Here is a 13,482-nt window from a genome sequence, read left to right as displayed (position 1 = left end):
CAAACAGCGCCCCTAATCACGTTGCGTCTCCTTATCTTTTTTGTTTTGACCGGTAATAGATTGCGCCATCGCCTGCACAAGCTTTTGTTGGAAGCCTGCTTTACCATCGACAGCGGAACTTTTTGATGAGGATTGAATAGGATTGTTTAATGTCGCTAAGTGATTAATACTATGCGAGGTGATGCCAACAAGATGCTGCTCGTCACCAACTTCAATCACCATGATTTTTTCTTTTGCTCCAGCCATCATGCTAGCGACGACTTTCATTTGACCATTTCCAGCTTGAGTGACATTAAACCGACGCATTAAGTAAGCAAGCGCAAAAATAATGGCGATCACTAACATCAATGACAAAAATATGGAGATGAATGAAGACATGCCGCCAAACTCAGAAGAAGCGGTTTGTGCGTGTGCAGATGTCCAGAATGAAGATAAAAACAGGGCATAACACCCTGTTTTTAATGTGTTTTTTATTTTATAGCTATTTAAGCTTTTTAATTCTCTCGACTTGACTAATAACATCAGTTAACCGGATACCAAATTTATCGTTGATGACTACTACTTCTCCATGAGCAATCAACGTGCCATTTACTAAAACATCTAATGGCTCTCCGGCAACGCGGTCTAATTCCACTACAGATCCCTGATTTAACTGCAGTAAATTTCTAATGCTAATATTCGTCCTGCCCACTTCCATGGAAATAGTCACAGGAATATCTAAAATGGTATCAAGCTTTTTCTCTTCGCCATCGCTTAAAGCCGATGGTTCGGTTAACTCATCGAGTGCAACAGGCTCTGCCCCTTGGGCATCGGCCGCCTCAGATTCAGCTTGCTCAGCCATGGCTGCGCCCCAATCATCTAAATCATCATTTTCTTCGCTCATATCTTCTACCTCGGTTATTTTTTCTCTAAGGTGCTCATTAAGTCTTCTTCAAGCACCTGTAACTCAGAGTCACTGTCAATTTTCTTACCGCCTTTTGTAAAGGAGTTAAGCTCGGTCTTCACCGACACAGGACGCGGGATTTTGTTGGCTATCTGCAATGCAATATTATCTCTAGAGCGGCCCATTTTGGCTCTAAAAGTGGGTAAATCTTCAATTGAAACAGTCACTGTCTCTGGCATATGAATGGGAATGATATCGCCATTTTTAAAATTCATGAGTTGCTCTAAAGTCACCTCGACATCAAGGAAGTGAGTAGACAAATCTACCTTAACGTCCATGATTTCATCTCTGAGCGCTTTACTCCATCTAAAGTCGGTATCTTCTTTGTCGGTTTGCACACCCGCATCGAGAGTATCTCGGATAGGTTCAAGCATGGCATAAGGGAGTGACACGTGAAAATCGCCGCCACCGCCATCTAACTCAATGTGAAACGAGCTAATTACCACGACTTCTGTTGGCGATACAATGTTCGCCATCGCAGGGTTAACTTCTGAATCTAGGTATTCAAAAGACACATCCATCACGGGCGCCCATGCTTCTTTGTAGTCTTCAAAAATGAGTTTGAGCAGCATTTGGATAATTCTGCGCTCAGTAGGGGTAAATTCCCGCCCTTCTATCTTCGCGTGATATCGTCCGTCACCACCAAAAAAGTTATCCACCATAATGAAGACCAAGCGAGCTTCCATGGTGATAAGGCCCGTGCCTTTTAGTGGTCTAAAGCGCACCATATTAAGGCTAGTGGGTACAAACAGAGTGTGAATGTACTCGCCAAACTTGATCATTTGGATACCGTTTATGGATACTTCTGCACTGCGGCGCATCATGTTAAACAAACTAATGCGCATATGTCTTGCAAAACGTTCATTGACGATTTCGAGCGTAGGCATGCGCCCACGAACGATTCTGTCTTGAGAAGAAAAGTCATATTCTAGCGCGGAGCCGTCGTGTTCGACTTCCTCGACCTCTTCTTCCTCAACATCGTCAACGCCGTGCAAAAGCGCGTCAATTTCGTCTTGTGATAATAAATCGCTCACTTAACATTCCACTTCAATTGATAATACTAAAATTCGTATGCTCATAATTGCTTCCCCAATACCTTATTGGATAACAAATCCTGTAAACAACACCTCTTCAATTACAGGGTTGTCTTCTAAGTCATTCATTACTTGTCTTACTTGCGAGGTTGAACGAGAGCGCAAGTCGGCTTTTCCAACTTCAGTGACTAAATCATCGGCATTAGATGTACTGAACACCCGAAGTAGCGTGCCTTCAATCATCGGGATATGACGTTTTGCTCGCTCTTCATTGACTTGTCCGCGCACCATTAACTGCACCTCTATCTGCACTAATCGTTCTCTTGATACGCCAGGTGCATTAAATTGAAAAGGCCTAGGCATCGCAACAAACAGTGCTCTACCGCTGCTATCACTGACCAACTCATCAGGTTGAGTACCGCCAGTTGCCACCGCTGCCCCTGCAGGCGAATCATCGGCCATTAAGAAGAAATACGCACCTGCACCGCCACCGCCTAGTAAAACGACAGCAATGATGATAATCAGCATCAGTTTGCTTTTCTTTTTACCTTCTTCGCCGGTTTTTAAATCTTCTTCAGCCATACTATTTACCTTTATATTTGTTAATCGCGTTATGCGTAATAATCGATGCCGCCCAAACTACCGCCGGTTATGCGTTGCTCAATCACGCCAACGGGCATATCTTCTTGGGCAACTTCATTACTTCCCATGCCGTCAGTATTATTTGAATGCGAAGCCATTTGCTCATCTTGCTGCGATGCCTGTCCTTTACTATCCTGCTGAACAGATGACTGTCCAAGCTCTATCCCCTGCTCTTGTAACATCTCTCTGAGCTTCGGCAATTGCTGATCAAGTGCCTCTTTGGCTTGCGATGACTGCACTGTGAAGCTCACGGTTGCAGCATCGCTACTCATATTTACTTTAATCTGCATAGCCCCTAACTCAGGGGGGTCAAGGCGTATCTCTGCTGCAGGATTTCGTCCTGCAACCATCCATCGTACTTTTTCAGCCAATTGCTGCTGACCTTCAGGTTTAAAGATATTTACCGCTTTATCAAAGTTACTTGGTGCTTGCTGAGCAAGTTTCGTACCTTCTGTGTGCAAAGCGTTAGATTCTTTTATAATTTGTGTCTCATTCATCCCAAATAGCTGGTGTGCTTGGGCCTGCGCTGACTGATTAAGAGAATTAGCAAGGCTCATCACCGCGCCAAACTGCGTCAAAGCATTGTCTAATTTAGGCTGATTCTGTGCTGGTATTTCGACATTTGCTTGTGCTAATGCTTCAGAAACTAGTGCCTTTAAATCAATCCCCGGCTCTCTGCCAGATTGAAGTTGCTCTTTAAATTCTTTCAATCCGCTTTGCATCGCTGCAACAAACTCATTACCTTTTGTCGCGTTTGATAAATCAGCGGTAAATTTTTCAACACGAGATTTAATGTTTTCAATGGTGTTGGTTTGTGATCTTTCGTCTAGCATAGCCAACTGATTGACTAAGGCCTTACTGTCATCATTGTTCACCTTGATTTGCATTTGCGCGTCAGCACCGAGAGCGCTAGCGCTTGGAGCAATTGTGGTAGCGTCAAGTTGACTGGTATTGCCTTGCCCATCTGCAACCGCTGTTGCTAGAGATTCTTGAACGCCAGAGCCTGTGCCATCTTTGATGAGTTCACCAGATACATTTATGCTATTACTTTGTTTGTTTTGAGCCACTTGCGCTTCGGCTAACTCAGTTTGAATCGTGGCTTTATCTGCTTTCATCGTCAGTGCATCTTGGGCGTCAAGTTTCATGTCAGCCTTTAGGGCGGCTTGTTTGGCAAGCTCAGCTTCAGATGCAACGGCTACTTGTTTAGCAAGCTCACCTTCAGATGCTAATGCCGCATTTAGAGCCTCGCCGGATACATCTTTTAATTCACTTGCCGATTGCTGAATCATGGTTTGCATTAGCGCTTTATCTAACGCTGCAGTCTCAGTATTTTCGCTCAAGCGATCATCTTGTAACTGCGCGCTCTGTTGCTGATATTGGGTTAACATTGAAGTAATCGCTGCATCAAGCTTATCTAACTGTTCTTGACTCAATGCGTCATTTAAATCGACACCGGCTTGCTGAGCGTCCAATACCGCCTGAAGCTCTTGCTGACTTAAACTTACATTGGCAAGGTCGAGTGTTTTCTCGTCATTTTCAATCCCTTCTGTAAGAGATGTCACAGTATCAACCACTTCTTCATTAAGTTGCTGGATTTGAGAGACAAAGTTTACGTAATCAAAATCTTCACCCGCACCATTGTCAGAATCGCTCTGTTGTGAATTAGCATTTAGCAACTCAGCCGCGGGAGTCTCAGCTTCATTAATCTCACTGGTTACGTTTGATTGCACCGCGTTGTCAGGGCTTTCTACTTTGCTTGCTTGTGAGTCTAGCTGTTTATCTGTCTGCTCAGCAATTAAGCCTGGCTTGCTTGGACGCTCTACAGGCTGTGTGGATTTGCCGTCTCTGGTACCCACCCCTATTAACTTCGCCGAATCGTCTTGTTCTAAAACTGGAGAACGCAAGTCGGACGCCGCACTTTCGTTTCTCTTATTTTGACGGAACGCGCCATTCTCGGCATTGATAATAGCTTTTTCAAAGGCGCTCTTTCCTTCACTGAATACTGTTCGCTCATCTGAGGCGGCAGAAGAAGACCTATTATCCATGTTGACTGGCAAGCTACTTACGGCAAGTTTTGATGATTGAGTGGCAAATTGTTGCATCATTACACTAATATCCTAAGTGGATTATCCTTTAATACATTGATATATATAGGTTTTTAAAAAATATCAATGTGACTTAGTGTAGTGTTTTGCAATCGGCGTACCAAAGTGATTATTTTTGATGTAAGTCTATGATATTGCGCGTTTATATTGCGCTAGAGACGATAATTCGTCGAACAGCTTTTGCTCATTTTTAGATTCGATAAGCGCTTGTTTTTGCTTTTGTTTATCCATAAATTTGGCAACTGCTTGGGTTTTAGCCTGCTGCGTAAGCCATTGCTCCTTGCGTTGGTTCGATACCAATACAGCTTGGTTAATCAGTTCAACCTGTTGTTCACAGGCTTTATCAAGCTTGCCTACAAAGCTTTGATGTTGAATGAGTGCTTTGGCATTTAAACCCTCGCTCGCTTTTTGGCGAATAAGCTTTAGATAGTCCAAACGATATTGTTCAAGCGATGACAGTTTTTGTTGATTCGCAAATAGATGATCTTTGGCCTGCTGATATTGCCGAGCGAGCGCTTCATCTTTTTTACGTTCAATGCCTAAAACAAGCTCTAGTTGCGACAAGCTTGCCATTCTTATGACTGCCCTTTATTCGCAGCTTGTAGTCCTGCTCCTAGTGTTTTTAAAGCTTCTTCGCCTTTCTCAAAGCTGATAACTTGCTTCGTGCTTTGTTGTAAAAAGGCGTTGATCGCCGGTGCCGCAGCAATAGACAAATCTATGGTTGGATCGCTCCCTCGTGCGTAAGCGCCTAAGTTGATTAAATCTTTATTCTGTTGGTATGCCGAATATACGCGTTTTATATTGCGCGCATTCTCTTGATGCTCTGGCGTTACGACTTGCGGCATCACACGTGAAATTGACGCTTCGATGTCAACCGCCGGATAATGTCCAGACTCAGCGAGGCTTCTAGACAAGACCACATGCCCATCGAGAATCGCTCTGGCGGCATCAGCGATAGGATCTTGAAGATCATCGCCTTCCGTGAGTACTGTATAAAAAGCGGTGATTGAACCTTGATATTGATTGCCATTGCCCGCGCGCTCGACCAAAGCAGGTAACTTGGCAAACACCGATGGCGGATACCCTTTTGTCGCCGGTGGCTCGCCAACGGCTAAGGCTATTTCGCGCTGTGCCATAGCATATCGAGTCAGTGAATCCATCAACAATAACACGTTTTTGCCTTGATCGCGAAAGTACTCTGCGATGGTGATTGCGGTCTCACTGCCTTTTAATCGCATGAGCGGTGAAGTATCGGCGGGGGCCGCTACCACGACTGCTCGTTTGCGCTCTTCTTCACCAAGAATGTCTTCGATAAACTCTTTCACTTCTCGGCCACGCTCACCAATTAATCCAACAACCACCACGTCAGCACTTGTGCCTCGGGTCATCATTCCCATCAATACACTTTTGCCCACGCCACTGCCTGCAAAAAGCCCCATGCGCTGCCCTTTGCCTACTGTCAGCATCGAATTGATGGAACGCACGCCTACATCAAGAGGTTCATTTACCGGCTTGCGCTGCAGTGGATTAATTGGCGGAGGCTGTGTCGATACTCGTTTTTGCGTAACGATGGGTCCCTTTGAGTCAATGGGATCGCCATTACCATCGATGACTCTGCCTAGCAATGCATCCCCTACAGCCAATCCAGCATCATGCGCAATGGGCTCAACCAATGAGCCTGGCACGACACCTTTTATGGATTCTGTGGGCATCAAATACGTAATGTCACCGGCAAAACCGACAACTTCAGCTTCTACCTTGCCATGTAAAGTCTGCACTCTGCAACGTCCGCCGATGGGAATTTGACATCCCACCGCTTCAAGGGTGAGTCCAACGCCGCGCACCAGTTTTCCTGACGCTACTGGCGTACTTTGACTGACAGATGCGGTGACTTGCTTAATATGATCAACTAGCGCGAGGGTCATCGGCTAAACCTTGGTCAATGAGTAATTGAGAAAATACTTGTTCACATCGTCGAGCGATAGACATATCCACTGCGTTATTATCGGTAACGACCTTACAACCGCCTAGCTCCATATGTGCATTGGCTGTCAGCTTCCAACGTTTATCTTCCAGCGCTTGTTCGCCAAGTGCTTCGGTGATGTTATCTAAGTCTTGTGGATGTAAATGAATATGATAGTGGGTGTCACACATTGGTAAGACCATTACGGCCTCATGAATAATTTTTTCTAAGCTTTCAGTGGATTGTGAAATCTCGGTTTTCAATATCGCTTTGGCTAAACTAACCGAAAGCAGCACAAGCTCTTGCTTGACGTTATCATCAACTTGCTTAAACGGTTGTTGCATGTGCGCCAATATATCGCTTATCGCTTGAATATGGACATTTGCAGCCTCTGCAGCTTCGCTTTCACCTTTTTCCAAACCTTCTATTTTACCCTGTTCAAAGCCTTCAGCCTTACCACTTTCTAGTCCTTCTTGATGACCTTTTTCAAAGCCTTCTTTTTGTCCTGCTTCAAAGCCCTCTTGATAAGCGGCGCTGCGAATTGCCTCAATATCTTCGGCAGTTAAAGGCGCTAAATCTTCTTCTTGCTCGGGTGCTTCGTATTTCCATTTCCCAAGGGGTTTGTTAAACGCATTGGTTTTTGTATCATCTACTTGAGTTTGTTCATCTACGCTAGGCAAATCCCATAACTTGGCGTCATCAAACTGTTTGTTATCAAGATCTGTCATGCTTATACGAACTCTTCGCCGCCACCGCCACTAAGCACAATCTCACCAGCATCACTTAAACGACGTGCAATCGACAGAATTTCTTTTTGGGCTGTTTCGACTTCACTTAAGCGTACAGGTCCCATCGCTTCCATATCATCAAGTAGCATTTCGGCTGCTCGTTTAGACATATTACCGGTAATTTTGTTACGTAACTCTTCGTCAGCACCCTTGATGGCTTTCATGAGCGACTCTTGCTGCACTTCACGTAATATCGCCTGTATGCCTCGGTCATCGACGTCAATTAAGTTATCAAATACAAACATTAAGTCTTGGATTTGTTGTGACATCTCTTCGTCTTGTTCACGCATAGAGTCCATCAATTGCGCTTCGATATTGGTATCTAGGTAGTTCATGATATTGGCAGCAGACTTTAAGCCACCCATCTTCGCGGCTTGCGCACCCGCCTGACCGGCAAATTGTTTTTCCATGATTTCGTTTAACTCTTGTAATGCAGCAGGCTGAACCTCTTCAAGATTGGCTACACGCATTAATAAATCTAAGCGAACTTTTTCTGGGAACTGCGCCAAAATTTCAGCTGACTGCTCTGGCTCGAGATACGACATCACGATGGTTTGAATCTGAGGGTGCTCATTACGAATAATATTCGCAACCTGCTTAGAATCCATCCATTTAAGCGACTCAAGGCCTTTAGCTCCCGCTCCGGCTAGTATTTGGTCTAGCAAATGTGCGGCCTTGTCTTCGCCTAGGGCTGTCACTAGTGTGCGGCGAACAAAATCTTCGCTCTTAAAGCCTATGGTCGAATAGTTCTGAATTTCTTCAATAAAGTGTTTATGCACAGCATTTATTTTTTGCTGAGTCATATCGTCCATGGCCGCCATGACACTACCTAATGCCTGTACCTGCTTAGGTTGCATAAACTTAAGAATCTGCGCTGCATCATCTTCAGACAGACTGAGTAAAAGTATGGCCGCTTTTTCAATGCCGTCTAACTTGCCTACATCATATGCCGGTGCGGCTTCTTGCGTTTGTAATTCTGTGTTCTCTGGCATCTACTTATCACTCATCTTCTAATAACCAACCGCGCACAACTTGTGCAGAAAGCTCAGGCTCATTAGCCACTAAGGCACGAACCACTTTTAGAACATCTTCATCTTTATTTAGATTTGGCAGGGTCAGCGAACCATCTGCGGCAAAGCCGACCTTGGTCTCGTCAAAGTCTTCACTGAGCAAGTTCATGGTTTCGTCACCTAAATCAAGCTCAATATCGTCATCACTCGCCACTGCCGTCATGTCTGCCTCTGGGAATATTAGGCGTTTCAGCATTGGGCGCACCACTGCTAAAATTAAGACAATAATTACCGCAGCCCCCACCACCAACTTCAGCATTGGCATGAAAAAGTCTTTTTCCCACATTGATGGCTCGGCTATCTCGCCTATCTCAACGCGGTTAAAGGGGATGCTAACAACTTCTAATGAATCACCACGAGTGACATCAAAACCAATACCGCCTTGTAGCAATCGACGAATGTTCAATAACTCTTGTTGCGACATGCCCGTAGAAACAGTTTCACCATTTGCGCCGGTGGATGTAACGTGGTCAACCGCCACCGAAACACTTAAGCGTCTGATCACGCCAGATTGCTGTTTGGTGTGGCTAATCGTCGTATCTAATTCAAAATTGCGGGTTTCTTCTTTGCTACTATTGCCTGGAACAGGCTGGCCATTGCCGCCGCCATTAGCTTGTTCCGGAATGTTTGAGTCGGTTGGGGGCTGATTGGTTAATGCGCCAGGAATACCGGCAATGATTGCACCCACGGTATTTTGCTCTGAAATCATTTCGCTTCTAACGGCAGGTAAATCTGGATTAAAACGTCTTTGGGTTTGTTCAACCGCAGTAAAATCCATAGTTACATCAGCTTGTGCCGTGTAGTTACCTAAACCTAAAACAGGGATAAGAATCGAATCAATTTTTTGAAGGTACTCACTCTCACGCTTCTTTTCTAATTCAAATTCTTTGCGGGCACGCGCACTTAACGAGTTTTGTGAGCCAGAGTTGAGGAGTCGGCCATTGCTGTCGGTTACCGTCACTCTACTAGGCTCCATGCCTTGTACTGCGGAGGCGACAATGTCTACGATTGAGTCAACCTCTTCGCTCGATAATACAGACCCTCTCGCGGCGGTAATAACCACCGTCGCGCTAGCTTGCTTTTCTTTACGAGCAAATACATTTTCTTTAGGTAGGGCTAATAACACGCGTGCCTTTTGCACAGCATTGATGTCTTCAATCGTGCGCGCAACCATCTGCTCACGTGCATGTTTAAGACGCTCCATCTCTACACGCTGGCTTACACCAAAGCCCATATCCTGCATAATGATGTCGCTTCCAACGGATTCTTGCAAATTAATGCCTTGGCGAACCATGCCTAAGCGTACATCTTTAAACTGCGACTCTTCTACAAATACGGTAGAGCCCTCAATTTTATATTGAATTTGGTTTTGGTCTAAGTAATCAAGGGTTTCAATCATTTCCTGTGGCGGCATTTGCGCTAAAGGACGATATGTAGGCTCTTTTGACCATAAGAAAATGAAAATCGCTATGGCGACACAAATCACCAACGTGATTACCATCGTCATCTGGCGTATGGTGTCAGGACTGCTCAGAGATTCGATAATCGGATTGCGATTAGCGTCAGCGACTTCTCTTTCACTGATGTCTTCTGAGATTGCTAACTCGGTACTTGCTGATTCAGCCACTGTCTATATCCTTCTATACCGGCATGTTCATGATGGTTTTATAAGCTTCTAGAAGCTTATTTCGAACCTGTACAGTTGCTTCAAAAGCAATTCCTGATTTCTCTTTGGCAACCATCACATCCACGAGGCTCAAATTTGGATCGCCCATCTCAAAGCGTTGCTGCAAGGTTCTAGATTCCTTTTGCATGCCGTTCACATTGTCAACGGCTTGACTAAGCATATCTGCAAACTCACCGCCAGAAGGGCTGACTTCCATTCTCCCCATAGGAGCCGGTGCAGCGCTTGCCTGCATTGCCATGGCCTGCATTTCTTGATATAGAGAATTTGCCTTTACATCCATTACCACTTCCTCACGCGTCAAATTTTTGAGCTTTTAAAACAATCTATGAGCGAATATGCAATCAAAATGCCACATGTTAAAAAAGCGGCAATAATTGTTAATATTGGCAGGCAAAGTATTGCAGGACGATGCAGTTAGAGGATGATGAAAAGCTAAGAAGCATTAAAGTTAGCACAAAAAAAGCCGCCCACTAAAAAGGGGCGGCAATAGGGAGTGATGTCCATATCTTACTGCTTACAAAAAATCGTTTAACGCTCTGCTTTCCTTTTTAGCGCAGAGCTAGTGCGAATCATCTTGTTGTTCACACCGGTAAATCAATGCCAGACTCACGCATTTTTGCGAGTTTATAGCGTAGTGTTCTTGGGCTAATTCCGAGTTTTTCTGCAACATCTTTACGTTTACCGTTGTATGCTTGCAATGCATCAAGGATGATCTGATGCTCTTGGAATTTAAGCTCCGAACCTAATAACTTGTTATCGGTATCTGCTTCATCTACTTGAGCAGAATGTTCATTTGGCGTAGCACTAAATATCGATTGCGCAGGTTCAATCAGAAGATCGCTGGTGTCGATGCTGCCATCTTCTGCCAAAATTAATGCGCGTTGAATCACATTTTCTAGCTCACGCACATTTCCAGGCCAGCTATGATTTAACAACTTATGCTGCGCGGCAGCGCTAAGCTGGGCAATCTCTTTATTCTGCGATTGGCTATGGCGGGCAATCATATGATTGGCCAGTGGGATAATATCTCCCTTACGCTGCCCTAACGGCAACCACGTAATTGGGAAGACATTCAGGCGATAATATAAATCCTCTCTAAATTTGCCTTGTGCTACCGCTTCTTTTAGGTCGCGATTACTCGTCGCAATGACGCGTACGTTTAGAGATATCGTCTTGCGAGCACCTAGGCGCTCTACTTCACGCTCTTGCAATACCCTGAGCAACTTCGATTGCAATGCCAAATCCATCTCTGTAATTTCATCTAGTAGCAATGTGCCATCTTGTGCTTGTTCAAACTTACCTGGGCACGCTTGAATGGCGCCAGTAAACGCCCCTTTTTCATATCCGAACAGGGTAGCTTCAAGCATGTTTTCTGGAATAGCAGCACAATTGATGGCAACAAACGGGCATTCACTTCGGGTAGATTGGTCATGAATGTAACGGGAGATCACTTCTTTACCCGACCCGCTTGGACCTAACACCATAACGGTTGCATCAGATTTTGCGACTTTGCGTGCCAAGCTAAGCATGTCGATACTGCTTTGATCAGCCACGATTGGCGTAGTCGATACTACTTTTTGCGCAGGTGCGTAACGCCCTACTAAGTTAAGCAACACTTGCGGAGCAAAAGGCTTAGATAAATAGTCTGTGGCCCCATCTCGCATCGCTTGAATGGCGTCATTGATGTTTGCATATGCGGTCATTAAGATCATCGGCAACTTAGGGTACTTTTTCTTCACACTTTTTAACAGTGAAAGACCATCCATACCCTGCATTTGAATATCGCTAACAACTAAATCAAATTCGTCTTGCGAGAGCTTTACCATGGCCGATTCGGCACTTTCGACAGGTGTTACCTGATAACCGCCAAGTAATAAGGTATCCACTAACGCCTCTCTTAGGCCGTGATCATCCTCAACAATCAATACTTTGGTTTTAGTCATGCTTGAACTCCTTGCGTGAAGGTTAACTGTGATGAAATTTTGTCGCTCTGCGACGCTGCGCTGGCGGGCACAAAAATACTAAAACATGCGCCTTTTTCGCCCTTTCTATTCGTGCATTTCACAAAGCCTTTGTGAGACTTTGCAACTGTTTGAACCACCGCAAGACCCAGTCCTGTACCTTGTGATTTGGTTGTAAAAAAAGGTTCGAATATACGTTGGATATCAGCTTCGTCTACGCCTGGCCCGCAGTCATAAACGCTAAACTCTATGTAGTCTTTTTGCTTTACCGTCACGTTATTTACTATGAGCGATGCTTGTTTGTTTTCACTTTTTGCATTGGTCATTGCTTGTAATGAATTGCTAAGCAGATTAGCAATGGCACCAGATAAGGCGCTTAAATTACATAGTAGCGGCAATTCGTTTGCTTTATTTTCAAAATTCAGCTTGGCACCGGCTTGCTCAAATTGCGCTTCTACATTGTGTATGCTTGCCTGCGCTATGTCTTTTGCACTCATGGCTTTTACAATTTGCTCATCACCGCTTTTCGCAAACAGCAGCATGTCGTTCACTTGAGACTCTAAATCTTTTAAGCGCATGAGGAGCTTTTCACTAAATCTTGCTGTAGTGCTTTGAGAGGCTTGCATGCCTTTGATGTTCTCGGCATATAACATCGCCGAAGATAACGGTGTTCTTACTTGATGTGCGAGAGACGCCACCATTTTACCGAGTGATGACAAACGTTGCATATGGCTTACGCGATGCTGTAACTGACGAGTTTCGGTTAAATCTGTGATGACAATTAGCTGCCCCTTCTCCTCAATTAATGGCGACATATCGATTTTGACTCGCTTGCCATTGCGCATCGAAACCTCATGGCCATCATCCGCTCGTGGCGTAAACGCTCTGCCAATCACATCGCGCCACAGCTCACCTTCTAAAGGTTCATCGAGTAACGCGCTGGCTTGTTTATTCGCTAAGGTGATGATCCCTTTTTGATCAATGACCACTACGCCAGCGGGCATAATAGATAAAAGGTGAGAGAAACGGTGAGGATTTTGTGATTGCTGCGTATCTTCTTTAGCATGCTCAAGGGAAGTACGCTGAGCATACACGTCTCTGATGGACGGCATTAAAGCATAACTCACTTGCTTATTTTGATTGCTAAGGTCTTTGCTTTGAAACGATAAAGTTGACATCTACTGCGACTCACATGAACATTTTCTTCATGTAATGCATTCTGTGTGCCAAATTTTATATTATAAAAATCAGTGGGTTAGATATTTCGGTGATTTTGACGGTGTCAATTT

General features: G+C 44.7%; 13 protein-coding genes. All 13 read right to left on the bottom strand.

Annotation, left to right across the window (positions count from 1 at the left end; translation table 11 throughout):
- Positions 1 to 12 precede the first annotated feature (12 nt).
- Positions 13 to 522: a flagellar biosynthetic protein FliO gene (gene fliO / locus KJ365_RS08020; protein WP_214451094.1), complete on the bottom strand. Its 510-nt coding sequence runs from the start codon at positions 520 to 522 to the stop codon at positions 13 to 15.
- Entirely contained in the window at positions 482 to 883 is a 402-nt protein-coding gene (gene fliN, locus KJ365_RS08015) for a flagellar motor switch protein FliN (protein ID WP_214451093.1), read from the bottom strand. The genes fliO and fliN overlap by 41 nt, the downstream gene beginning before the upstream one ends.
- Before the next feature lie 14 nt (positions 884 to 897).
- On the bottom strand, positions 898 to 1,977 hold the full coding sequence (gene fliM, locus KJ365_RS08010; RefSeq protein WP_214451092.1) for a flagellar motor switch protein FliM: 1,080 nt from the start codon (positions 1,975 to 1,977) through the stop codon (positions 898 to 900).
- A gap of 63 nt (positions 1,978 to 2,040) precedes the next feature.
- Complete coding sequence (fliL, locus tag KJ365_RS08005; protein ID WP_214451091.1) at positions 2,041 to 2,559, bottom strand: flagellar basal body-associated protein FliL; 519 nt, start codon at positions 2,557 to 2,559, stop codon at positions 2,041 to 2,043.
- Between the two features lie 29 nt (positions 2,560 to 2,588).
- Positions 2,589 to 4,724 carry a flagellar hook-length control protein FliK gene (locus KJ365_RS08000; protein WP_214451090.1) on the bottom strand — a complete coding sequence of 712 codons (2,136 nt, stop codon included), beginning with the start codon at positions 4,722 to 4,724 and terminating at the stop codon, positions 2,589 to 2,591.
- A 126-nt stretch (positions 4,725 to 4,850) separates the two neighbouring features.
- A complete protein-coding gene (fliJ, locus tag KJ365_RS07995; protein WP_214451089.1) occupies positions 4,851 to 5,297 on the bottom strand; it encodes a flagellar export protein FliJ in 447 nt (148 codons plus the stop codon).
- A gap of 2 nt (positions 5,298 to 5,299) precedes the next feature.
- Positions 5,300 to 6,649 (bottom strand): flagellar protein export ATPase FliI, encoded by a 1,350-nt coding sequence (gene fliI / locus KJ365_RS07990; protein WP_214451088.1) that lies wholly within the window; start codon positions 6,647 to 6,649, stop codon positions 5,300 to 5,302.
- Complete coding sequence (locus KJ365_RS07985; protein ID WP_214451087.1) at positions 6,630 to 7,415, bottom strand: flagellar assembly protein FliH; 786 nt, start codon at positions 7,413 to 7,415, stop codon at positions 6,630 to 6,632. The genes fliI and KJ365_RS07985 overlap by 20 nt, the downstream gene beginning before the upstream one ends.
- Before the next feature lie 2 nt (positions 7,416 to 7,417).
- On the bottom strand, positions 7,418 to 8,467 hold the full coding sequence (fliG, locus tag KJ365_RS07980; RefSeq protein ID WP_214451086.1) for a flagellar motor switch protein FliG: 1,050 nt from the start codon (positions 8,465 to 8,467) through the stop codon (positions 7,418 to 7,420).
- Positions 8,468 to 8,474: 7 nt separating this feature from the next.
- The gene (gene fliF, locus KJ365_RS07975) at positions 8,475 to 10,172 is read right to left on the bottom strand and encodes a flagellar basal-body MS-ring/collar protein FliF (protein ID WP_214451085.1); all 1,698 of its coding nucleotides are present in this window, start codon (positions 10,170 to 10,172) and stop codon (positions 8,475 to 8,477) included.
- A gap of 13 nt (positions 10,173 to 10,185) precedes the next feature.
- Positions 10,186 to 10,512 (bottom strand): flagellar hook-basal body complex protein FliE, encoded by a 327-nt coding sequence (gene fliE / locus KJ365_RS07970; protein WP_214451084.1) that lies wholly within the window; start codon positions 10,510 to 10,512, stop codon positions 10,186 to 10,188.
- A 301-nt stretch (positions 10,513 to 10,813) separates the two neighbouring features.
- Positions 10,814 to 12,175, bottom strand: coding sequence for a sigma-54-dependent transcriptional regulator (locus tag KJ365_RS07965; protein ID WP_214451083.1), 1,362 nt, complete (start codon positions 12,173 to 12,175; stop codon positions 10,814 to 10,816).
- Positions 12,172 to 13,371 (bottom strand): sensor histidine kinase, encoded by a 1,200-nt coding sequence (locus KJ365_RS07960; protein ID WP_214451082.1) that lies wholly within the window; start codon positions 13,369 to 13,371, stop codon positions 12,172 to 12,174. The genes KJ365_RS07965 and KJ365_RS07960 overlap by 4 nt, the downstream gene beginning before the upstream one ends.
- Positions 13,372 to 13,482: the final 111 nt, after the last annotated feature.

The sequence above is a fragment of the Glaciecola sp. XM2 genome (assembly GCF_018595715.1).
In the GTDB taxonomy this organism is placed as follows: domain Bacteria; phylum Pseudomonadota; class Gammaproteobacteria; order Enterobacterales; family Alteromonadaceae; genus Glaciecola.
This window is presented reverse-complemented; position numbering and strand designations above follow the sequence as displayed.

What these genes read in the sequence shown, in the direction of transcription:
- fliO (WP_214451094.1), bottom strand. Translation starts at nt 522, where the DNA reads ATGTTATTAGTCAAGTCGAGAGAATTAAAAAGCTTAAATAGCTATAAA.
- fliN (WP_214451093.1), bottom strand. Translation starts at nt 883, where the DNA reads ATGAGCGAAGAAAATGATGATTTAGATGATTGGGGCGCAGCCATGGCT.
- fliL (WP_214451091.1), bottom strand. Translation starts at nt 2,559, where the DNA reads ATGGCTGAAGAAGATTTAAAAACCGGCGAAGAAGGTAAAAAGAAAAGC.
- KJ365_RS08000 (WP_214451090.1), bottom strand. Translation starts at nt 4,724, where the DNA reads ATGATGCAACAATTTGCCACTCAATCATCAAAACTTGCCGTAAGTAGC.
- fliJ (WP_214451089.1), bottom strand. Translation starts at nt 5,297, where the DNA reads ATGGCAAGCTTGTCGCAACTAGAGCTTGTTTTAGGCATTGAACGTAAA.
- fliI (WP_214451088.1), bottom strand. Translation starts at nt 6,649, where the DNA reads ATGACCCTCGCGCTAGTTGATCATATTAAGCAAGTCACCGCATCTGTC.
- KJ365_RS07985 (WP_214451087.1), bottom strand. Translation starts at nt 7,415, where the DNA reads ATGACAGATCTTGATAACAAACAGTTTGATGACGCCAAGTTATGGGAT.
- fliG (WP_214451086.1), bottom strand. Translation starts at nt 8,467, where the DNA reads ATGCCAGAGAACACAGAATTACAAACGCAAGAAGCCGCACCGGCATAT.
- fliE (WP_214451084.1), bottom strand. Translation starts at nt 10,512, where the DNA reads ATGGATGTAAAGGCAAATTCTCTATATCAAGAAATGCAGGCCATGGCA.
- KJ365_RS07965 (WP_214451083.1), bottom strand. Translation starts at nt 12,175, where the DNA reads ATGACTAAAACCAAAGTATTGATTGTTGAGGATGATCACGGCCTAAGA.
- KJ365_RS07960 (WP_214451082.1), bottom strand. Translation starts at nt 13,371, where the DNA reads ATGTCAACTTTATCGTTTCAAAGCAAAGACCTTAGCAATCAAAATAAG.